21 protein-coding genes and 1 riboswitch are annotated in these 21,106 nt (G+C 47.6%); of the genes, 8 read left to right on the plus strand and 13 right to left on the minus strand.

What is annotated here, in order from left to right:
* Positions 1 to 17: 17 nt before the first annotated feature.
* From BQ5591_RS11160 to BQ5591_RS11175, 4 genes are all read left to right on the plus strand, one after another.
* Positions 18 to 773: a PP-loop family protein gene (locus tag BQ5591_RS11160; RefSeq protein WP_071149457.1), complete on the plus strand. Its 756-nt coding sequence runs from the start codon at positions 18 to 20 to the stop codon at positions 771 to 773.
* A gap of 63 nt (positions 774 to 836) precedes the next feature.
* Entirely contained in the window at positions 837 to 1,205 is a 369-nt protein-coding gene (locus BQ5591_RS11165; RefSeq protein ID WP_022162504.1) for a DMT family protein, read from the plus strand.
* A 46-nt stretch (positions 1,206 to 1,251) separates the two neighbouring features.
* Positions 1,252 to 2,424 (plus strand): iron-containing alcohol dehydrogenase, encoded by a 1,173-nt coding sequence (locus BQ5591_RS11170; RefSeq protein ID WP_071149458.1) that lies wholly within the window; start codon positions 1,252 to 1,254, stop codon positions 2,422 to 2,424.
* A gap of 13 nt (positions 2,425 to 2,437) precedes the next feature.
* A complete protein-coding gene (locus BQ5591_RS11175; RefSeq protein WP_071149459.1) occupies positions 2,438 to 2,878 on the plus strand; it encodes a DUF6078 family protein in 441 nt (146 codons plus the stop codon).
* A gap of 327 nt (positions 2,879 to 3,205) precedes the next feature.
* Here the strand turns inward: BQ5591_RS11175 and BQ5591_RS11180 are convergent, their stop codons facing one another.
* A complete protein-coding gene (locus BQ5591_RS11180) occupies positions 3,206 to 4,780 on the minus strand; it encodes an Rne/Rng family ribonuclease (RefSeq protein WP_022162507.1) in 1,575 nt (524 codons plus the stop codon).
* 330 nt (positions 4,781 to 5,110) lie between these two features.
* Positions 5,111 to 5,386, minus strand: a complete 276-nt coding sequence (locus BQ5591_RS11185; protein WP_022162508.1) for an HU family DNA-binding protein — start codon at positions 5,384 to 5,386, stop codon at positions 5,111 to 5,113.
* A gap of 152 nt (positions 5,387 to 5,538) precedes the next feature.
* Here BQ5591_RS11185 and mutY point away from each other — a divergent pair, with 152 nt between their 5' ends.
* The 4 genes from mutY (at position 5,539) to BQ5591_RS11205 (ending at position 9,100) form a co-directional block, all read left to right on the plus strand.
* Entirely contained in the window at positions 5,539 to 6,579 is a 1,041-nt protein-coding gene (gene mutY, locus BQ5591_RS11190; RefSeq protein ID WP_071150676.1) for an A/G-specific adenine glycosylase, read from the plus strand.
* Positions 6,580 to 6,653: 74 nt separating this feature from the next.
* A complete protein-coding gene (locus BQ5591_RS11195; RefSeq protein ID WP_022162510.1) occupies positions 6,654 to 7,085 on the plus strand; it encodes a single-stranded DNA-binding protein in 432 nt (143 codons plus the stop codon).
* 23 nt (positions 7,086 to 7,108) lie between these two features.
* A complete protein-coding gene (locus BQ5591_RS11200; protein WP_071149460.1) occupies positions 7,109 to 8,458 on the plus strand; it encodes a gliding motility-associated protein GldE in 1,350 nt (449 codons plus the stop codon).
* A 15-nt stretch (positions 8,459 to 8,473) separates the two neighbouring features.
* Positions 8,474 to 9,100: a 4'-phosphopantetheinyl transferase family protein gene (locus tag BQ5591_RS11205; RefSeq protein ID WP_071149461.1), complete on the plus strand. Its 627-nt coding sequence runs from the start codon at positions 8,474 to 8,476 to the stop codon at positions 9,098 to 9,100.
* 86 nt (positions 9,101 to 9,186) lie between these two features.
* On the opposite strand, the gene BQ5591_RS11210 is transcribed toward BQ5591_RS11205, so the two are convergent.
* The 11 genes from BQ5591_RS11210 to BQ5591_RS11260 form a co-directional block, all read right to left on the minus strand.
* Positions 9,187 to 10,560 (minus strand): tryptophanase TnaA, encoded by a 1,374-nt coding sequence (locus BQ5591_RS11210; RefSeq protein WP_071149462.1) that lies wholly within the window; start codon positions 10,558 to 10,560, stop codon positions 9,187 to 9,189.
* A gap of 286 nt (positions 10,561 to 10,846) precedes the next feature.
* A riboswitch (cobalamin riboswitch) is annotated at positions 10,847 to 11,046 on the minus strand.
* A 63-nt stretch (positions 11,047 to 11,109) separates the two neighbouring features.
* Positions 11,110 to 12,903, minus strand: a complete 1,794-nt coding sequence (locus BQ5591_RS11215) for a sensor histidine kinase (protein WP_071149463.1) — start codon at positions 12,901 to 12,903, stop codon at positions 11,110 to 11,112.
* Entirely contained in the window at positions 12,878 to 13,567 is a 690-nt protein-coding gene (locus BQ5591_RS11220) for a response regulator transcription factor (RefSeq protein WP_022162516.1), read from the minus strand. Before BQ5591_RS11220 ends, BQ5591_RS11215 begins: the two co-directional genes overlap by 26 nt.
* A gap of 279 nt (positions 13,568 to 13,846) precedes the next feature.
* Positions 13,847 to 14,944, minus strand: a complete 1,098-nt coding sequence (locus tag BQ5591_RS11225; RefSeq protein WP_022162517.1) for a GDP-L-fucose synthase family protein — start codon at positions 14,942 to 14,944, stop codon at positions 13,847 to 13,849.
* A 45-nt stretch (positions 14,945 to 14,989) separates the two neighbouring features.
* A complete protein-coding gene (gene gmd, locus BQ5591_RS11230; protein WP_071149464.1) occupies positions 14,990 to 16,087 on the minus strand; it encodes a GDP-mannose 4,6-dehydratase in 1,098 nt (365 codons plus the stop codon).
* 48 nt (positions 16,088 to 16,135) lie between these two features.
* Entirely contained in the window at positions 16,136 to 17,464 is a 1,329-nt protein-coding gene (locus BQ5591_RS11235) for a nucleotide sugar dehydrogenase (RefSeq protein ID WP_071149465.1), read from the minus strand.
* 619 nt (positions 17,465 to 18,083) lie between these two features.
* A complete protein-coding gene (locus BQ5591_RS11240) occupies positions 18,084 to 18,299 on the minus strand; it encodes a hypothetical protein (protein ID WP_071149466.1) in 216 nt (71 codons plus the stop codon).
* A 211-nt stretch (positions 18,300 to 18,510) separates the two neighbouring features.
* Positions 18,511 to 18,966, minus strand: a complete 456-nt coding sequence (locus tag BQ5591_RS11245; RefSeq protein WP_071149467.1) for an arsenate reductase ArsC — start codon at positions 18,964 to 18,966, stop codon at positions 18,511 to 18,513.
* A gap of 83 nt (positions 18,967 to 19,049) precedes the next feature.
* Entirely contained in the window at positions 19,050 to 20,018 is a 969-nt protein-coding gene (locus BQ5591_RS11250) for a permease (protein ID WP_071149468.1), read from the minus strand.
* Between the two features lie 107 nt (positions 20,019 to 20,125).
* A complete protein-coding gene (locus BQ5591_RS11255; RefSeq protein WP_022164237.1) occupies positions 20,126 to 20,359 on the minus strand; it encodes a thioredoxin family protein in 234 nt (77 codons plus the stop codon).
* Positions 20,360 to 20,396: 37 nt separating this feature from the next.
* Positions 20,397 to 21,104, minus strand: a complete 708-nt coding sequence (locus BQ5591_RS11260; RefSeq protein WP_071149469.1) for an aromatic aminobenezylarsenical efflux permease ArsG family transporter — start codon at positions 21,102 to 21,104, stop codon at positions 20,397 to 20,399.
* Positions 21,105 to 21,106: the final 2 nt, after the last annotated feature.

A 21,106-nucleotide genomic window follows, 5' to 3' on the forward strand; every position in this document is an offset into this window, starting at 1 on the left:
CCCGATTTTCACAGGTTATGGCAAAGTATACAGAAGAAGAAAAAATGCTCCGTCGCATCGAGAAACGGTTTGCCAAAGGAGTGGTGGAGTACGGGCTGATTGAAGAGGGAGACAAGATTCTCATCGGTCTCTCGGGCGGGAAAGATTCGTTGGCGCTGGTCGAGCTGCTGGCGCGCCGTGCACGCATCTACAAGCCAAGGTTTTCGGTTGTGGCTGCTCACGTGGTGATGAAAAACATTGCTTACGAAAGCGATACCGACTACCTGCGCCGCTATGCCGAGTCGTGGGGCGTGCCTCTGGTGATATATGAAACAGAGTTTGACGCTTCGACCGATACCCGCAAGTCGCCCTGTTTTCTTTGTTCGTGGAACAGGCGTAAGGCGCTTTTCACCGTGGCCAAGGAGCAGGGATGCAACAAGATTGCCCTGGGGCATCACATGGATGACATTCTGGAAACGCTGCTGATGAATATCACCTTTCAAGGGGCGTTCGGTACGATGCCGCCCCGGTTGGTGATGAAGAAGTTCGATATGACCATCATCCGTCCGATGTGTCTGGTTCACGAGTCCGACCTGGAAGAACTGGCCTCTGCGCGCGGCTTCAGAAAGCAGGTGAAGAATTGTCCCTACGAGCATGACTCCCACCGTAGCTCGATGAAAGACGTGCTGAAGCAGTTGGAAGCAATGAACCCCGAAGCACGCTACAGTCTTTGGGGGAGTATGTCCAATGTTCAGGACGAGCTTCTGCCTCGCAAGGAGCAGCCGATGCCTTGATGAGGCTTTCCCATACCCAATGCAGAAATCAAAGAAAAATCGAAATAAAATAAGGAAAACAACATGAAAGGATTTTACACTATTCTACTTCTGGTCGTGTCTAACATCTTCATGACCTTTGCCTGGTACGGGCACCTGAAGTTGCAGGAGACGAAAATCATCTCCAACTGGCCGCTCTATGCGGTGATTCTGTTTTCGTGGGGCATTGCACTGGCCGAATACTCGTGTCAGGTGCCGGCTAACCGTATCGGCTTTGTAGGCAATGGCGGACCTTTTTCGCTGATGCAGCTCAAGGTCATTCAGGAAGCCATTACGCTCATCGTGTTCACGGTCTTTACCACGGTGCTGTTCAAGGGCGAGGCTTTACACTGGAATCACTTTGTGGCATTCATCTGCCTGGTGCTGGCCGTTTATTTTGTATTCTACAAGTAAGTTGCATGCTTTCTTTTACTAAAACTAATACCATATTATTTCAGCTATGAACAATTTTGTTTTTTATAGTCCTACCGAATTTGTGTTTGGCAAGGATACGGAAGCGCAGACAGGTAGTCTGGTGCGCAAGTACGGTGGCACCCGTGTGATGATAGTCTATGGCGGCGGCTCGGTGCAGCGTAGCGGTTTGCTTGCCCGTGTTGAAGAGTCGTTGCAGGCAGCTGGTGTAGCCTATTGCGAACTGGGAGGCGTACAGCCCAATCCTACCGAGCCCAAAGTGTACGAAGGCATTCGTCTTTGTCGCGAACAGGGAGTGGACATGCTGCTTGCCGTAGGCGGCGGTTCGGTGATTGATACGGCCAAGTCCATTGCAGTAGGTGCGCTTTACGAGGGCGACTTTTGGGATTTCTACATCGGCAAGGCCAGCATCACCAAGGCTTTGAAGGTGGGCGTGGTTCTCACCATTCCTGCTGCCGGAAGCGAAGGCTCGGGCAATGCGGTCATCACCCATTCGGTTACCCTGCAGAAGTTGGGCATACGTGCCCCCGAAGTGCTTCGTCCGGTGTTTGCCGTTATGAATCCCGAGCTGACCTATACGCTGCCTGCTTATCAGACAGCCAGTGGCATTGCCGACATGATGGTGCACATCATGGAGCGTTACTTCACCAATACCGAAGGTGTTGAGGTGAGCGACCGCTTGTGCGAAGGCACCCTGGTGGCCATTATCAAGGAAGCTTATCGGCTGAAAGCCAATCCGAACGATTACGATGCGCGCGCCAACATCATGTGGTGTGGCACCATCGCCCACAACGGTACGTGCGGAGTGGGACGCGAGGAAGACTGGGCTTCGCACTTCCTGGAGCACGAAGTCAGTGCCCTTTACGATGTCACTCACGGTGCCGGTCTGGCAGTGATCGTACCTGCCTGGATGGCTTTTGTGGCCGAACGCAACCCGAAGAAGGTGGCTCAGTTTGCCCACCGCGTATTTGGTGTGCCCCAGTCGGACGATTTGCTGGAGATGGCGTTGAGCGGCGTGTCGCAGCTGAAGTTCTTCTTCCGCTACATCGGACTGCCCGTCAGCTTCAAGGAGCTGGGCATCGAACAGCCCGACATTGATACGCTGGTGGCCAATCTGCACCGCAACAAAGGCCTCACTGTAGGTAGTTATGTGAAGCTGACTTCGGCCGATACGGAAGAAATCTATCGCATGGCCTTATAAAAAAAGAAAGATTATGAGCGACGATTCTTTCGACTATACCAAAGTGCCTCATGGCTTTCTGCATTGCGGCGCTTCGCACTGTGCCAAGTCGGCGGCGTGTTTGCGCCATTTGGCCTATTGTCACCTGCCGTCGCGGTTGGAGTCCTTCCGGATGCTGAACCCTTGCCGGACGGTCGAGGGCGAAGCGGCGTGCAAGTACTTTTTGCCCGACGAGCCCGTGCGCTATGCCCGTGGCTTTATGCGTACGGTGAAGGCGTTGACATTGGGCGTGGCAGGAACTTTCCGCAACCGTGCCATCAGTTGCCTGGGACGGAAAAACTATTACCTGACTCGCCGCGGAGAGCGTCTGCTGTCTCCGTCGGAGCAACAGCAGATTGTACACATTGCCCGTTCGCTGGGTGTAGAGCTTGACGAGTATTTCGACGATTATGTCTTCGAGCACCGTTGGGCGTAGATGCTTATCCGTTTCGCCCGATAACGGTCGATTTTATATTCAGGTTAAGTCTTTGTAAATCAGATAACGGCAGTTTCCTCCTGTTTCTATAAGAGGAAACTGCTGTTTCCTTATTGGGGAACGCGCGTTTCCTGTTGAGGGAATTCCCGTTCCCTTTAATGGTTACGGCCGTTTCCACAGGAGGGAACGGAGCGGATAAGCAATGTGGGCGAAGAGGGGAGTGAATATCGCAGGTAGATAATACGTGATTGGAAAATAGCGATGGGCAGCGACGCTGGCAAACATAGAAAAGCGGCTATGCCTTTGGGAGGGCATAGCCGCTTCGATTTACTTAATTTCTACTTCCTCTTTCATATCTATCTCTTCGCCTTGCGGGTCGTAGAAGATATATTGCAGAAACGCAAGTTTCTGGTTGGGAATGATTTTAATGCCAAATCCGTATTTCATCTGCCATTTCCGTTTCAGGGACATCAGCCCTTGGTTGACGTAGGCAGCGATGTACGGGTGGATGTGTAACGAGAATTTCTTTATCTTCAGCTTGTTTACCAGATAGTCTATTTTACTTTCCAGGGCATCGGTAAAGAGGATGGACGACTTGATGGTGCCTTTCCCGAAGCATGTGGGGCAGGTTTCTGTCGTATTCACGTCCATGGCGGGGCGTACCCGCTGGCGTGTGATTTGCATCAGCCCGAATTTGCTCAGGGGCAGGATGTTGTGGCGTGCCCTGTCTTTTTGCATGTTCTGGCACATGCGCTCGTAGAGTTTCTGCCGGTTCTCGGCTTCGTTCATGTCGATAAAGTCCACGACGATGATGCCTCCCATATCGCGAAGTCTCAGTTGGCGTGCCAGTTCGTCGGCAGCTCCCAGATTCACTTCCAGTGCGTTGGCCTCCTGCCCGTTGGCATTCTTGGTGCGGTTACCGCTGTTCACATCTACTACGTGAAGCGCCTCAGTATGCTCAATAATCAGGTAGGCACCACTTTTGTATGAAACGGTTTTACCAAAAGAGGATTTAATCTGCTTGGTGATGCCAAAATTGTCGTAGATGGGGAGAGGGCCTTTATACAGTTTCACGATTCCTGCCCGTTCAGGGGCAATGAGAGTTACGTAATCCTTGATTTCGTGGAACACGGCTTCGTTGTTCACATAGATGTTCTCGAACGATGGATTGAACAAGTCGCGCAACAGTCCTACGGCGCGGCTGGTTTCTTCGTAAATCAGAGTGGGGAATTTGGTGGCTTTCTGTATTTTTACTACGGCGTCTTCCCAGTGTTTCAGCAATACTTTAAGTTCTCCGTCGAGTTCGGCTACCCGTTTGCCTTCGGCTACGGTGCGGACGATAACGCCGAAGTTTTTCGGCTTGATGCTCATCAGCAGTTGCTTAAGGCGGGCCCGTTCTTCGCTCGATTTAATTTTTTGCGATACGGAAACCTTATCGTTGAAAGGTATCAGTACGAGGTATCTTCCGGCAAAAGACAGTTCGGACGTCAGTCGGGGGCCCTTGGTCGAAATAGGCTCCTTGACAATCTGAACCACAACTTCCTGTCCTACCTTGAGGGTATTGGCTATGGTGCCGTCTTTTTCAAGGTCGGGGAGTATGGTTGCCTTGGTGATAGGGTTGATTTTCTTCTTGTCGCTTAAAGTTTGCTTTACGTATTTCTCTAACGAGTTGAATTGCGGACCTAAGTCCAGATAGTGAAGAAAAGCGTCTTTCTCGTAACCCACGTCCACGAAGCAGGCATTCAGGCCGGGCATCAGTTTCCTGACACGCCCCAAATACATATTGCCCACGGAGAAAGAAATGTTTCTTCCTTCGCTCTGAAGTTCCACCAGTTGCTTGTCTTCGAGCAGGGCGATGGAGACTTCTTTGGGCTGTACGTCTACAACGAGTTCGCTGGTCACAGTCGTTACTTTTGTTTTTGTTTGATAATACAGGGTTTCATTGTGGACAAGCTGGCAGGAAACAAGTCGGGAGATGTATATATGCTCCGTTTTTTCTTGCCGGCTTGTTGCTGGCACAATTCATTACTTAAACAAAGAACAAACCCGCGAGACCTTTTGTTTCACAAGTTTGTTCTTTTGTCTTGTCTTTCAGACTAAGATTTACTTTTTGCTTTTATGTCTGTTCTTTCTTAGTCTTTTTTTACGCTTGTGCGTAGACATTTTATGTCTTTTTTTCTTCTTTCCGCTTGGCATAGCTTCTAAAATTTTATGGGTTAATACTATTGTTTATTATTTTTTCACTGAAAGAGTGAATGTCTTTGCAGGCTTAAACGCCGGAATATTGTGTTCCGGAATGATAATCGTTGTATTCTTAGAGATATTACGGGCAGTTTTCTGTGCTCTCTTCTTTACAACAAAACTACCAAACCCGCGGAGGTAAACATTTTCCTCTCTTGACAAGGATGCCTTTACTGCTTCCATGAATGCTTCAACGGTTGTAAGTACGGTGGTCTTATCAACTCCGGTGTTTTTTGCAATTTCGTTTACAATGTCAGCTTTAGTCATTTTTTCTACAAATATGGTTATTACTGTTTCTTAATTTTTTGGACTGCAAATATATAGCTTTTCCGCGTCTCTGAAAAATATATTTCGGACTATTTTTTGAAAAAGTCGCTGCATTAGGCTTTATCGGGCGGGAAATGTACTATTTTTGCGGCATGAATATTTTTAGCGAAACATTGCTTGGGTGGTACGCGGATAATGCTCGCGAACTGCCATGGAGGAATACAAAGGACCCTTATCTGATCTGGGTTTCGGAAATTATTTTGCAACAGACCAGGGTGGCGCAGGGGTACGATTATTTTTTGCGCTTTGTGCAGCGCTTTCCCAACGTACACGCTTTGGCCGAGGCCTCCGAAGATGAAGTCATGAAGTACTGGCAAGGGCTGGGCTATTACTCGCGTGCACGCAATCTGCACGAGGCGGCACGTAGCATGAACGGAGTATTCCCCAGTACGTACGAGGGAGTGCGTGCTCTGAAGGGAGTAGGGGATTATACGGCTGCCGCCATCTGTTCGATAGCTTATGGCATGCCTTATGCCGTGGTTGACGGAAATGTCTATCGTGTCTTGTCGCGTTATTGGGGCATTGAAGTTCCGATTGATTCGACCGAAGGAAAGAAACTGTTTGCGGCTTTGGCACAGGAGATGCTTCCTGTCTCCCGACCGGCGGAGTACAATCAGGCCATCATGGATTTCGGAGCCATACAATGTACGCCGCAATCGCCTTTGTGCATGTATTGTCCTTTGTGCGATACGTGCGCAGCACTGGCACAGGGAAGGGTGGACCAATTGCCGGTGAAACAGCATAAGACGAAGACTACCGATCGTTTTTTCAATTATATATATGTACGTGCAGGCGCGTACACGTATATAAATAAACGTACCGGGAATGACATCTGGAAGAATTTGTTCGAACTGCCGCTGATCGAGACCGAACGAGATATGCCGGAAGCTGAGTTTGTGCAGTTGCCCCAATTCCGTGAGTTGTTTGCCGCGGAGGATAAGCCGCAGTTGCGTTGTTTGCGTCGTGGGGTGAAGCATGTATTGTCCCACCGTGTGATCTATGCCAGTTTCTATGAAGTGGTGTTGCCGGAAGAAACGCGTTCGTTTTCAGCTTATCGGCGGGTGTCCCGGGAAGAGCTTGGACAATATGCAGTGCCCAGGCTGATACATGCGTTCCTGGAAAAATACGAGTGAAAAGTAGGTGCCGATTCTTGCATTGTGTAATTATTCTTGTTACTTTTGGCGGCGAATTGATAAAATAGAAGTCTATGTCGGTAAATAAGGTAATATTGTTGGGCAATGTCGGACAGGATCCGAAGGTGACATACTACGACGGTGGCGCATGTGTGGCGCAAGTATCTTTTGCTACTTCCGAGAAAGGATATACCTTGCAGAATGGTACGCAGATACCCGACCGTACGGAGTGGCATAATCTGGTATTCCGTAACCGTCTGGCCGAGATTGTGGACCAGTATGTACATAAAGGCGACAAGCTTTATGTGGAAGGAAAAATCCGCAGCCGTTCGTATGATGACCAGGCAGGCATCAAGCGCTATGTGACCGAGATTTTTGTGGACAACATGGAGATGCTTTCGCCTCGAAACACCTCAGCGGCTCCAACTCCACAACAGCCCCAGCAACCAGCTTCATCTCCGGCAGCTTCTGTTCAGAATAACCAGGCGGATGATTTGCCGTTCTAATTGTTTAACTAAAACCCGATTCTTTGGACCCAGACGCTTTTTTATGCCAGTTGGCAGACGTATTTAACGGAATTTCCGTACATACACCTTCTGTTTCGGCTATTATAGCCATTGTTTTGGCAGGACTGCTCCTGCTTGTTTCCGGATTTGCATCTGCATCCGAAATAGCTTTCTTTTCGCTTTCTCCGGCAGACTTGAGTGCCATTGCCGAGAAGAAGCATCCTTCCGATGAAAAAATCAGCCGATTGCTGGATGATACCGAGCGGTTGCTGGCTACGATTTTGATTACAAACAACTTTGTGAATGTGACCATCATCATGCTTTGCAACTTCTTCTTTATGACTGTCTTCGAATTTCACTCGCCTGTTGCCGAGTTTCTGGTGCTGACAGTCATACTTACTTTCTTGCTGTTGCTGTTTGGCGAGATTATGCCTAAGATTTATTCTGCTCAGAAGACCTTGGCATTCTGCCGTTTTGCAGCTCCGGGCATTACGATGTTCCGTTCGTTCTTCTATCCGCTGGCTTCTGTTCTGGTACATTCCACGGCGTTTCTGAACAAGCATGTTACCCGTAAGAACCACAACATTTCTGTCGACGAACTTTCGCATGCATTGGAATTGACGGACAAGGCTGAGTTGAAAGAAGAAAGCAATATACTTGAAGGTATCATCCGTTTCGGTGGCGAGACGGTGAAAGAAGTCATGACTTCCCGTTTGGATGTGGTCGACCTTGAAATACGTACCCCATTTAAAGATGTGCTGAAGTGTATTGTCGAGAATGTATACTCGCGTATTCCTGTATATGCCGAAACGCGTGATAACATCAAGGGCGTACTCTATATCAAGGATTTGCTTCCGCATCTGAACAAAGGTGACAATTTCCGTTGGCAGTCGCTGATCCGTCCGGCTTATTTTGTGCCTGAGACAAAGATGATTGATGATCTGCTGCGTGACTTCCAGGCTAATAAAATACACATTGCCATCGTTGTAGACGAGTTTGGAGGTACGTCGGGCATTGTGACAATGGAAGACATCATTGAGGAAATTGTAGGTGAAATACGTGACGAGTACGATGACGAAGAACGTACGTACACGATATTGAATGACCATACATGGGTATTCGAAGCCAAAACACAGCTGACCGATTTCTATAAGGTAACTCATATTGACGATACTGCTTTCGACGAGGTAGCCGGCGATGCCGATACGGTAGCCGGGCTGTTGCTGGAGCTGAAAGGCGAGTTCCCGGCTTTGCATGAGAAGGTTAGCTATGAGCGTTATGAATTTGAGGTACTCGAAATGGATAACCGACGCATTCTGAAAGTCAAGTTCACAGTCAATCCCCTTACGGCCGAGGCCGAAGGTAATGCATAAACGGAGGGTGGTGTCTTGAGTCTTTTTATGCAGCATAAGGAGGACGGATTTCTGCTGGGAGTATGGCGGATGGATGAATCGTATGAGGAATTGTGCCGTCAGTTGGCCGGTACGGATCTTTGCCGTCAGGCGTCCGAACGTTTCCATGCAGTGCAGCGTAGGCATGAATGGCTGTCGGTCCGGCTTCTGCTGCGTACTCTGTTGGGAGCCGACAAAGAGATTGCTTATTTACCTTCCGGCAAGCCCTATCTGGCTGACGGCAGCTTTCACATCAGTATTTCGCATACACGTGGTTATGTGGCTTTGTTGCTGGCATCGACACCTGCAGGTATCGATATTGAGCAATATGCTACTCGCGTGCATCGGATTTCGTCGAAGTTTATGCGTGCCGACGAACAGCCGGTTCCTTATCAGGGCGATGACACGTGGAGCTTGTTGCTTCACTGGTCGGCTAAGGAGGTAATGTTTAAATGCATAGACCGTTCCGAAGTCGATTTGTGTGATCATTTGCAGATACTGCCGTTTGTTCCGCAAGAAAGGGGAGAGTTTCGTGCTTGTGAATATAAGACGGAGCAGCAACGAACGTTTCTCATCCGTTATCTGCTCCATCCTGATTTTGTATTGACGTGGACGGTATACTGAGTCCGTCCAGCTCCAAGTGCTTGTCTTATTCTTCTAAGCCAGTTGACCCTGGCTGATACGTCTACTTACTTCAAACAATAAGTTGTTTACAGTCTTTCCAGTTGCACGGTGAAATGTCGCATCAGGGGTGCTTCCCAGGCGATGCGTACGCCTCGTGTCACGCTTTCGCGTCGGTCGTATACATTCTTCAGTGCAGCTGCCACTACGTTCATGTGGTTGTCTGTATACACTCTGCGCGGTATGGCAAGGCGCAGGAGATCCAGGCCGGTGAATCGGTTTTCGCGCGTCACAGGATCACGGTCGGCCAGCAGATAACCTATCTCGCATCCCCGTATGCCAGCCTCCAGATATAACTCTACTGTGAGTGTCTGAGCCGGAAATTCTTCTTTAGGAACGTGAGTCAGCACCTTGGGAGCATCGATGAAGATGGCATGTCCGCCAGCCGGACGTTGGTAGGGGATACCGTATTCATCCAGTTTGCAGGCCAGATATTGTACTTGTCGGATGCGGGTTTCCAGATTGTCGAATTCGGTATTTTCGTCCAGGCCGATGGCCAGTGCGTTCATGTCGCGTCCGTTCATGCCTCCATAAGTCAGATAACCTTCGAACTGTACGCAGAAGCCTTTGGCGCCTTCGTACCAATCTTTCCGGTTGGTTGCGATGAAACCACCCATGTTGACAATGCCATCTTTTTTCGCACTCATGGTCATGCCGTCGGCCAGGCTGAACATCTCACGGGTAATTTGTTTGATGGTCTTGTCTTGGTAGCCCTTTTCGCGTGTCTTGATGAAATAGGCGTTTTCGGCAAAACGGGCCGAGTCGAACAGAACGGGTTTGCCGTATTTGTCAGCTATGGCACGTACTTCACGCAGGTTCTGCATGGATACGGGTTGTCCTCCTGCCGTATTGTTGGTGATGGTGACGATGATGAAAGGAATCCGGTCGGCGTGTTCCTGCAAGGCTTTCTCCAGTTTGGCAGGATCGACGTTTCCCTTGAAAGGAACCTCAAGCTGTGTTTGCTTAGCCTCGTCGACAGTACAGTCCAGTGCGAAAGCTTTGCGTCCTTCAATGTGTCCTTTGGTCGTATCAAAGTGTGAGTTGCCAGGCACGATGTCTCCTTCATGCACCAGATAGGAGAAGAGTACGTTTTCGGCGGCTCGTCCCTGATGGGTGGGGATGATGTATTCGAATCCGGTCAGTCTGGTAATGGTATCTTTAAGTTTAAAGAACGATGAAGCACCTGCGTAACTTTCATCGCCCAGCATCATTCCGGCCCATTGGCGGTCGCTCATGGCGCCTGTACCCGAGTCGGTGATCAGGTCAATGTAGACTTGTTCAGATTTCAGTTGGAATACATTGTAATGGGCTTCTTTCAGCCATTGTTCACGTTCTTGTCGGGTGCTTTTGCGGATGGGTTCTACCATCTTTATTTTCCAGGATTCGGCAAAGGGTAATTCCATAGTTGATTAGTTTTTCTTTTTTTGAGGGTTTGACATTTGGTTAACGGAATAAGTCTATGACTTATTGCTCAGGAGTCGAAGATAGTGATTTTTCTTCTATAAAGCAAGAAGTTTGTTTCCCTTTGTAAAAGAACAAATGTCCGGGCGAAATCACTTCGACCGGACATTCTCAATAAACTTGGCAGAGTTTATTTACCTTTTTACTTTCTTTGAATCAGTTGAAATGATTTGGACAGGAAATAGTTGTCCGGTTCATCAAACTCAACGCTTTTTCCTCGAAAGCAATGATAAAGTGTGTTGCATGGCAGGTCTTCTGACTTGTTTCTGTGGCAGACGCCTTCCCGGACGTATCCAGTGGCTTAAGAGGTATGTGCCTGTCACACTTCACGAAACTTACAGCAGCGGGACTGTTCAGGATTCTCACCTGATTCCCTTTTAATTGCTTTCCCGAAAGAGGATTGCAAACCAATGCAGCGCAAAGATAAGAAAAAGCCGGGGATTTACAAGGGAAATCTCCGGCAAATTAATACATGTTACGAAGGTAATATTTTATTTTTCCTTGGCCAGTGTGAATACAAACTCCAGTCCTCCTCCTTGCCTGTTTTTGGCCGAGATGGTTCCTCCGTGTATCAGAACGGCGTTTTTCACAATGGCCAGTCCGAGGCCGGTTCCGCCCAGCTTGCGCGAACGGCCTTTGTCTACCCGGTAGAAGCGTTCGAACAGGCGGTTCAGGTGTTCAGGAGCTACGCCTACCCCTGTATCTGCAAAGCTGAAATAATAGAAGTTCTCGTCTTCGCGGAAACAGCCGATGTGTATATATATGTTGGTACCAGCGTAGGCGATGGCGTTGTCCATCAGATTCCGGAAAATGGAGTAGAGTAGTGAATAGTTGCCTTTCAGCTGTATTTTGGGTTGCAGCGAGTTGACTACTGTAATATGCTTTTCTTCCAGTTCCAAAGCTACTTCGTTGACGATGTTTCCAACCAGCAGGCTGATGTCTACCTTTTCCATATCGATCATGTTGGCTGCTTCGTCCATACGTGTCAGCACGGAGATGTCGCGTAGCAGTCGGCTCAGGCGGTTGCTTTGGGCATAGCAGCGCTCCAGGAAAGTCTGTATCTTTTCGCGTGGGATGCTGTCGTTGCTGACGATGGTTTCCAAATAGCCCTGTATACTGCTTACCGGGGTTTTCAGTTCGTGAGCTATATTTTGGGTCAGTTGCCTCTTTAGTCTGATTTGCTCTTCTTCCTGGGTTATGTCGTTAATCGAGATTTCGAAGCTACGGTCTTGGAAGATGATGCATTCGATGATAAAGATACGTCCGTTTTTGTTGATGTTGAGCGACATGCGCTTTTCTTCCGTTGCATTAGCCGGACGTTTCTGCGACTTGTTGATAAAGTCGGTTATTTTCTGAAACTCACAGATAGAGAATATCTCTTCGGTAGTTTGCAGATTCTGGTCCGAAATAAGGTTCCCGTATTGTGTGAAGAGGTTGTTGACGAGTATTTCCTTTTTGTCTTTGGTAAATACACCTAGTCCCTCTCGCGATGTCTGTAAGTGTGTGATCAGTTTTTCTCTTTCGATGTAAAGAGCCTCCTTTGTCTCTCGCAGGCGTCGGTATATCTGGATGATGTGTTGCGAGATTTCTCCCAACTCATTATGGGGGAATGCAGCCTGTATATCCATTTCAATCGGTTCATTGCGGTCGGCCCGTTTGGCAAATTCGCGAAGATTGGTGATGGCTTTTCCAAGTTTTGCTGTAAACTTGTAAAAGATGAATATCAGCAGTAAGGTTACGATAACGGTAAACCAGATGTAATGAGGGTCGGCAGCCAGGTTATGAATCAGATTCAAGTTGTATGGCAGTGCCGAACGTATGATATAATTGTCTTGTAGAGTTGCCGAATAGAAGTAGGGCATTCCGGTAGTTTCTGACATACGGCGTAAGTCGTATCCTTTTCCTTGCCGAAGTGCTTGTTGTATTTCCGGGCGTCCAAGGTGATTGCCTGGTTCCTGTTTACCTTTGTAACTGTCGTATATCACTTTCCCGTTCAGACTGATAAGAGTGACACGCAGGTTATTGTTTACTCTATTGATATAATTGTCCAAGGTGCTGGTCCACAGACTGTCGGGAACAATACGCAGTTCGAACGACAAACGCTCGTTATAATCCTGCAATTGTGTGTTGAGCAATTCTATTTTGTAGCTTTTTTCACGTTGGTACTGATAAGCGATGAAGCAAGCTGCGAATGCAAGAAACAGCGAGATAACCGAAAGAAATAACTTCCGGCTGAATGACAGAAAATGCCGTTCATCTTTATTCGGCTTCAAAGCAGTATCCATATCCCAAGCGAGTTACAATGCATTTTCCGTAAATACCGATTTTTTTGCGCAGGCGGGTGATGTTAACGTCTATGGTACGGTCGAGCACATAGACTTCCTCGCTCCAGATACGTCCCAAAATATCTTCGCGCGAGAAGACACGTCCTTTGTTTTGCAGCAACAGCAGCAGAATTTCGAATTCTTTTTTGGTCAGCGGAGCTTCCTGTCCATCAATGGAAACTTTTTTCTTCACAATGTCAAGAACCAGCGTTTTATAGACCAATTGCTCGGGCATCCGTTCGCTTTCCCCCTGTCCTGTACGTCTCAGTACGGCTTTAACCCGTGCTGCTACTTCACGCAGTGAGAATGGTTTCGATATGTAGTCATCCGCTCCAAGATTGAATCCTGTTACAGTATCGTTTTCCGTGTCTTTAGCTGTGATGAAGATTATGGGCACTTGTGCTGTCTTTTTATCCTTTTTGAGCATACTTGCCATTTTGAATCCCGATATCTCTCCCATCATTACGTCAAGCAGTAGCAGGTTGTAACTGCTGATGTCCATTCGCAGGGCTTCTTCGGCCGAGTTTGCAGTATCCACTTCGTATCCTTCGTTCTCAAGGTTGAACTTCAGGATTTCGCACAAATCTTCTTCATCGTCTACTACTAAGATTCGGTAATTGTTCATTGTTTCCTGGTTTTAAGTTGCAACAGGGAAGCACTTTTCCCGTCTGTAACGGTACGTCCTCTTCCTGTTACAAAGTTATACTTTATTTCTTTTCGCGGGCAAAAGTGAGGCATTTTTATTACGGACGCATGAAACAAGTATTACGATTCTGTTACACTTTGCATCTGAACATCTATTGCCAGGAACACAGAGAGGGAATGCGGTAATACAAAAACACACCGATGATGCTGTGGCAGTCTCATCGGTGTGTCATTTGTACGGTATACGTATCTTAGGGGGTTACACAGTCTGATGGTTGATGCAGATTCCTTGTTTGTACCATTCGTACAGACGGTGTATTCCTTCGTCTATTTCTACCTTGTGGTGCCATCCCAGTCCGTGCAGCTTGCTTACGTCGGTCAGCTTTCTCATTGTGCCGTCCGGCTTGCTGGCATCCCACTTCAGTTCACCCTTGAATCCGATTTCGGCAACAATCTTTTCGGCCACTTCGCGGATACTCAGTTCTTTTCCAGTTCCAACGTTGATGTGGCAGTTACGAATCTCTTTTTCACCTTCACGGTAAGTGTCCTTGAAGTCCACGTTCAGCAGTACGTGCACACTGGCGTCGGCCATTTCTTCGCTCCACAGGAATTCGCGCATGGGTTTTCCGGTTCCCCACAGGGTGACAGCTTCGGCTGTGATGCCGTATTTGGCCAGAATCTGTCTGATTTCTTCTTCTGTCCGGCTGCCGTCTACTCCCTCTACCGGGCGCAGGTTAATGTCTTTTCTTACAGCTTCCCAGTTTCCTTCGTTCAGGCATTTGGCCAGATACACTTTTCTCATCATAGCTGGCAGAACATGGCTGTTTTCCAGATGGAAGTTATCGTTCGGACCATACAGGTTGGTGGGCATCACGGCAATGTAGTTGGTACCATATTGCAGATTGAAGCTTTCACACATTTTCAGTCCGGCAATTTTGGCTATGGCGTAAGGTTCGTTGGTGTATTCCAACGGCGATGTCAGCAAGCATTCTTCTTTCATGGGTTGCGGTGCCTCTCTGGGGTAGATACAGGTACTTCCCAAAAAGAGCAGCTTCTTGACTCCGTGGCGGAAACTTTCGCCTATGACGTTTTGCTGAATTTGCAGATTTTCATAGATAAAGTCTGCTCTGTATTGCAGATTGGCCATAATGCCTCCCACATGAGCGGCTGCCAGCACTACAGCCTCGGGTTGCTCTTCATCGAAGAATTTCTTGACGGCTACTCCATCCAGCAGATTCAGCTCCTTATGTGTGCGTCCTACCAGGTTGTGGTATCCTCTTTCCTGTAGGTTGTTCCAAATGGCCGATCCTACCAGTCCTCTGTGACCGGCTACATAGATTTTAGTATCTTTATCCATTTTCATTCTTACTTATATATACTATGTAAAAAGGTAATTTACCGTTTACTTCACAATGCCTTTCTCCAGATATTCTGCCAGATTGGTTCTTACCTGCTGAGCTGCATGGTCGGCAGCTACTTTGGCCATATCTGCTTCCACCATAATGCGTACCAGTTCTTCAAAGCTGGTGCTGTTGGGATTCCAGCCCAGTTTGGCTTTTGCTTTAGTCGGGTCTCCCCACAGGTTCACCACATCGGTCGGACGGTAAAAGTCTTCGCTTACCTCTACCAGGCATTTGCCCGTGGCTTTGTCGTAGCCTTTCTCGTCAATGCCTTCACCCTTGAATTCCAGTTCGATACCTGCATATTTGAAAGCCAGATAGCAGAATTCTCTTACCGAATGTTGCACGCCGGTAGCTATCACGAAGTCTTCCGGTTTCTCCTGTTGCAGAATCAGCCACATACATTCCACATAGTCTTTGGCGTATCCCCAGTCGCGCAGCGAATCCAGGTTACCCAGATACAGACGATCCTGCTTACCTTGTGCGATGCGCGCTGCTGCCAGCGTGATTTTCCGCGTTACGAAAGTTTCGCCACGGCGTTCGCTTTCGTGGTTGAACAGGATGCCCGAACAGCAGTACATGTTGTATGCCTCGCGATACTCTTTTACAATCCAGTAACCGTACAGTTTGGCAACAGCATAAGGTGAGTAAGGGTGGAAAGGTGTATTCTCATTTTGCGGTACCTCTTCCACTTTGCCGTACAGTTCCGAAGTGGATGCCTGATATATGCGGCAAGTATCAGTCAGGCCCGCTAGGCGCACAGCCTCCAATACACGCAGTACGCCTGTAGCATCTACGTTGGCTGTAAACTCCGGAGAGTCGAAACTTACCTGCACATGGCTTTGTGCGGCGAGGTTGTATATTTCGGTCGGTCTCACTTTTCCTACGACTTGCAGGATGCTCATCGAGTCGCTCAGGTCGGCATAATGTAGATGGAAATTGGGTTTTCCTTCCAGATGCGCGATGCGTTCGCGATAGTCTACCGACGACCGTCTGATGGTGCCGTGTACATCATATCCTTTGCTTAGCAGCAATTCGGCCAGAAACGACCCGTCTTGTCCGGTGATACCGGTAATTAAAGCTACATTTCTCTTTTCCATTGTTTTTGTTATGGTTGCACTTTATTAAAGTTGATGACTTTGTTTTTCTCAGTCTCTTCGGAAAATATCCCGGGTATAGACTTTCTCTTTTACATCGTCCAGACAGCTGTCGTAGCGGTTGGCAATGATGGCGTCGGACTGTTGTTTGAAGTTCTCCAGATTGTTTACGACTACCGATCCGAAGAAGGTACTGCCATCTTCCAGTGTGGGCTCGTAGATGATGACGCTGGCACCTTTGGCCTTAATGCGTTTCATGACGCCCTGAATGGAACTTTGGCGGAAGTTGTCGCTGTTCGACTTCATCGTCAGCCGGTATACTCCGATGACGCACTTCTTTTCGTTCGACGGATCGAATGCACCACGATTGTAATAGTCGTAATATCCTGCCTTGTGAAGCACCTGGTCGGCGATGAAGTCCTTTCGGGTGCGGTTGCTCTCCACAATGGCATGGATCAGGTTTTCGGGCACATCCTGATAGTTTGCCAACAGCTGTTTCGTGTCTTTGGGCAGGCAGTAGCCGCCGTATCCGAAGGAAGGGTTGTTGTAGTGTGTTCCGATACGCGGATCCAGACAGATGCCGTCGATGATGGCTTTCGTGTCGAGTCCTTTCACTTCGGCATAAGTGTCGAGTTCGTTGAAGTAGCTTACCCTCAGTGCCAGGTAAGTATTGGCAAACAGTTTCACGGCTTCTGCTTCTTTCAGTCCCATGAACAGGGTAGGAACGTCTTCTTTCAAGGCTCCTTCCTGTAGCAGTGCGGCAAATTCGTGAGCCTTTTCTTCCAGCCGCTCTCCGGCGATGGCTCGGATGGCTTCGTTTTCTTCCTCTCGTCCTTCTATCATCTTGGGATATCCTACAATGATGCGGCTGGGGTAGAGGTTGTCGTACAGTGCCTTGCTTTCGCGCAGAAACTCGGGCGAGAACAGCAGATTCAACCGCTTGCCTTGCAGGGCGGGTGACGATTGGAAGCGCTCGGCATACTTTACGTACAGGCTTCGGCAATAGCCCACGGGGATGGTACTTTTAATCACCATGACGGCATCAGGATTCACTTCGAGTACCAGATCGATTACTTCTTCCACATGGCTTGTGTCGAAGTAGTTCTTCATCGGGTCATAATTGGTCGGTGCGGCTATCACGATGAAGTCGGCTTCGCTATAGGCTTTCCATCCGTCGAGGGTGGCGCTCAGATTCAGTTGCTTCTCGGCCAGATACTTTTCGATGTACTCGTCTTGTATGGGGCTGATATGTTGGTTTATCTTTTCCACTTTTTCAGGTATTACGTCCACAGCTGTTACCTGATGGTGTTGCGACAGTAGGGTTGCTATCGAAAGTCCTACGTAGCCGGTTCCGGCTATAGCAATTCTGTAATCTTTCATAACGTTGCTCTCCTTCCTTGAAATCGTTTTTGTTTTTTTCTGAGTCCGTTTACTGTTTTTGTACTCCTTTTATTTATTCAGTTGTAGAATACAGCTTTCAACTGATAACCTATGATTTGTTCCAATCGGAAACAGGTTTGATTTTATATAAAGGATGTGACAAAAAGTCCTTACAGATTCTTTCTGCAAAGATAGATAAACGTATGAGGTTAAAGAAAGCTGATGGGGCTTATTTACATTTATTTCACAAATGAAAGCCGGTCGGTTTTATGATTTTACTTCCGTTTTGCTCCACAAAATCCCCATGCTCATACTTCGTATATATCCTGCGCCCAGCTGCGCTAACAGGTCGGCGGACGACGTACACGAACAATCCTTCAGCACTGCAGCATTTTTGTGTTTTACTGTGGCATAGATTTCAGCAGCAGACATCAAATGGGTATCTATTTGGGTGACGTTTCACCATAAGCGTATGAATATGAATAGATTGTAGTGAAAGATAAAACAGTTGTTGAGCCGGTTAAAGCGGATGATACAGGCAGAGCGAATTTTCAGAAAGGGGTGTGAAAGCTAATGCTACTATTGCAATTTTTTTTCCTAGTTAGGAAAAAATATCTGTTTAGTTAGGAAAAAATTTTTTCCTAACTGGGAAAAAATTAACGGGTTGTACAGCCATCCCGATTTGTGTTTCACCGAATGTCGGTGAAACTTTATCTTTCACCATATCTTTCTGTATATCAATGAAAAATAACGTTTTGAAAGCGTGAACCCGATTTCCCCCTTTCTTATTTTTATCCGTGTTAGTCTGCCCCATCCGCTTCGTTCGCGTATCCATCTTTCACCCGGTTTTTCATTTTTAATCATTCACTTTCCTTTCTTAACTACTTACTTTAGCCGCATAACATTGGTAGTTAGCTGGCGTAACAAGCAATGCTGTGAGTATGGCCTGCAACTCTCGTGCGTATTGCAAGCACGGCTCGTGAGCCGTGCAAGTGTCGCTCGCGAGCCGTACAAGTGTGGAACGTGGATTATTTATGCTCGTAATGTTAGCAATTGCCTCCACAAGAGCATTGGGGCAATGCTTCTTTTCTGATTTCAGTGATGTAAAAGCGGGCAAAGGATTTTCTGATTTCGTCGCGTACACGGCGGAATTCCGAATCGATGAATTCTGGTGTACCTCTAGCATGTGACGGATCATCAAAGCCTATATGTAGACGTTTTCCTACTTTGCCGCTGAATGTAGGGCAATTTTCGTTTGCTCCTCCGCATACGGTTATCACGTAATCCCATTCTTGATCGAGATAAGTGTTTACGTGCGTGGGTACATGCGAACTGATATCTATTCCAACCTCTTTCATCATTTCCACAGCCTTGGCATTTACTTGTGCAGCAGGTTCTGTTCCTCCTGAATATACTTCTATCGTGTGGTCGAATGACTGTAAAAAGCCGTGTGCCATTTGGCTGCGGCAACTGTTTCCTGTACAAAGAATCAATACTTTCATTTTTTTATTGCTAATTACATTTATAGTAATCGGATTGTAGACTTGATAATAAATACTGTTTTGAATGTTTTTGTGGGAGATGTTTACAATATATAGTTGAACAGATAGCCCGACAGAATGATGAAAAAGGTCACTGTGCCGAAGAATATGCCAATCAGTCGCCAGGTCATCACCTTTTTGAGCAGTGTGGCTTCCGGTAGCGAAAGGCCTACAACAGCCATCATGAAAGCGATGGCCGTACCCATGGGGATACCTTTGGCCACAAATACCTCAATGATGGGCACAATGCCTGCGGCATTGGCATACATTGGTACGGCCAGAATGACGGACAGGGGAACCGCATACCAATTATCTTTCGACATGTGCTGTGCGAAGAAGCCTTCGGGAACAAAGCCGTGCATAAAGGCACCGATACCGATACCTATCAGGATGTAGACAAGTACGCCGCTGACAATCTTCCAAGCGTCACGGATGATGGTCGGAAGCCGCTTGAAGAAAGTAGTATGCTCCTTTTCCCATTCGCCAGCCTGGACCGAAGCCTGTGCTTGTATCTGTTTTACCCAGTCGGTCAGGTAAGGTGCCAGTCTCATCCGTCCCAGCACAACTCCACCTATAACGCCCAGCAGGATGCCGCTGATGACGTAGATCAGTGTCACCTTCACTCCGAAAGAACCAAGGAACATCGCAACGGCTACTTCGTTGACCAGCGGCGAGGTGATAAGAAAGGCAAAAGTCACTCCCAAAGGAATGCCGCCTTTGACGAAACCGATGAACAGCGGGATGGAAGAGCAGGAGCAGAATGGAGTAATGGCACCGAATACGGATGCCAGCAGGTATTGCAAGCTATACATCTTGTGCGTCATCAGGTAGTTTCTCAAACGTTCGATCGGGAAATAAGCATTGATGATTCCCATCAGCACGCTGATAAAGAATAACAGGATGAGAATCTTGATTGTATCATAAAAGAAGAAGTTTACGGCCACTCCTAACGGTGTATCGGCACTCAGTCCGAACAGCCCGTAAACAAGCCAGTCTGCAAAATCTTGTATCATGTTTACTGTTTTTTTAATTCGTATAAATACGAACAATGTTTATATAAAAAGAACGGCAGATTCAATAACGGTTGTTTCTGCCGTTCGCAGTTAAATAATCTGGGTTGTCAGATGCCCAAAAGTTTTTTTACGTCACTCTCGGTCGGAACCTGTCCTTTCATTTTTACCACCTCGTCGACAACAACGGCGGGAGTAGTCATGATATTGTAGTTCATCATTTCCATGATGTCGTCCACTTTGGTCAGTTTTACGTCCAGATTGTTTTCTTTGATTACTTTTTCGATTACATTGTAGGTTGTCTTGCATTTGCAGCAACCCGGTCCTAATACTTTAATTTCCATATTCCTAAAATTTTTGTTTGTTAGTATTAATAGTATTTTATAGGTACATTGTCCAGCAATAATATAAGCCTATTACAATGAATATCCATCCGACAATGAGGTTCATCCATTTCTGTACCACTTTCATTTGACCGTAAAAACGTCCCATCTGCTGTACGCTGAATGCCAGTATCCAAGCTACGGCAAGTACTGGTATGGCGGTAGCGATGGCAAATACGGCGGGCAGCAGGTAGCCTGCTGTAGCTGTGGCCGACATGGGTATCAGCATGACGAAATAGAATACGCCGCTTGTGGGGCAGAACGCCAGTGCAAAGAGGATGCCTATCAGCAGTGCACCCCATCCGCCTTTTCGGGCAAGTCCTTCTGCTCGGCCGTTGAAGCCAAACTTAGGCAAGTTGAGTTTGTCTCCCCAAAGCATGAACAGGCCGATAATAAGCAGTAGCGGCCCTATGGCCAGTTCGCCCCATGTGCCGATAGTTTTCTGGATGCCGAACATGCTTGAACCTTCTTTCAGAATCATAATCAGCACAATGCCAAGCAGGGTGTATGACAGGATGCGCCCCAGTGTATAGAGCAAGCCGTTGCGGAAGATCCGTTTCCTGTTCTCCATGTCTTTTCCGATGAATCCGATGGCGGCGATGTTGGTTGCCAGCGGACAAGGCGAAAGTGCCGTCAGCAGTCCGAGTAGAAATGCCGTCAATACAGGTGTGGAGCTGTTATCGAGCAGTGTCTGTAGCCAATCCATAA

This window comes from Bacteroides ndongoniae (assembly GCF_900108345.1).
In the GTDB taxonomy this organism is placed as follows: Bacteria; Bacteroidota; Bacteroidia; order Bacteroidales; family Bacteroidaceae; genus Bacteroides; species Bacteroides ndongoniae.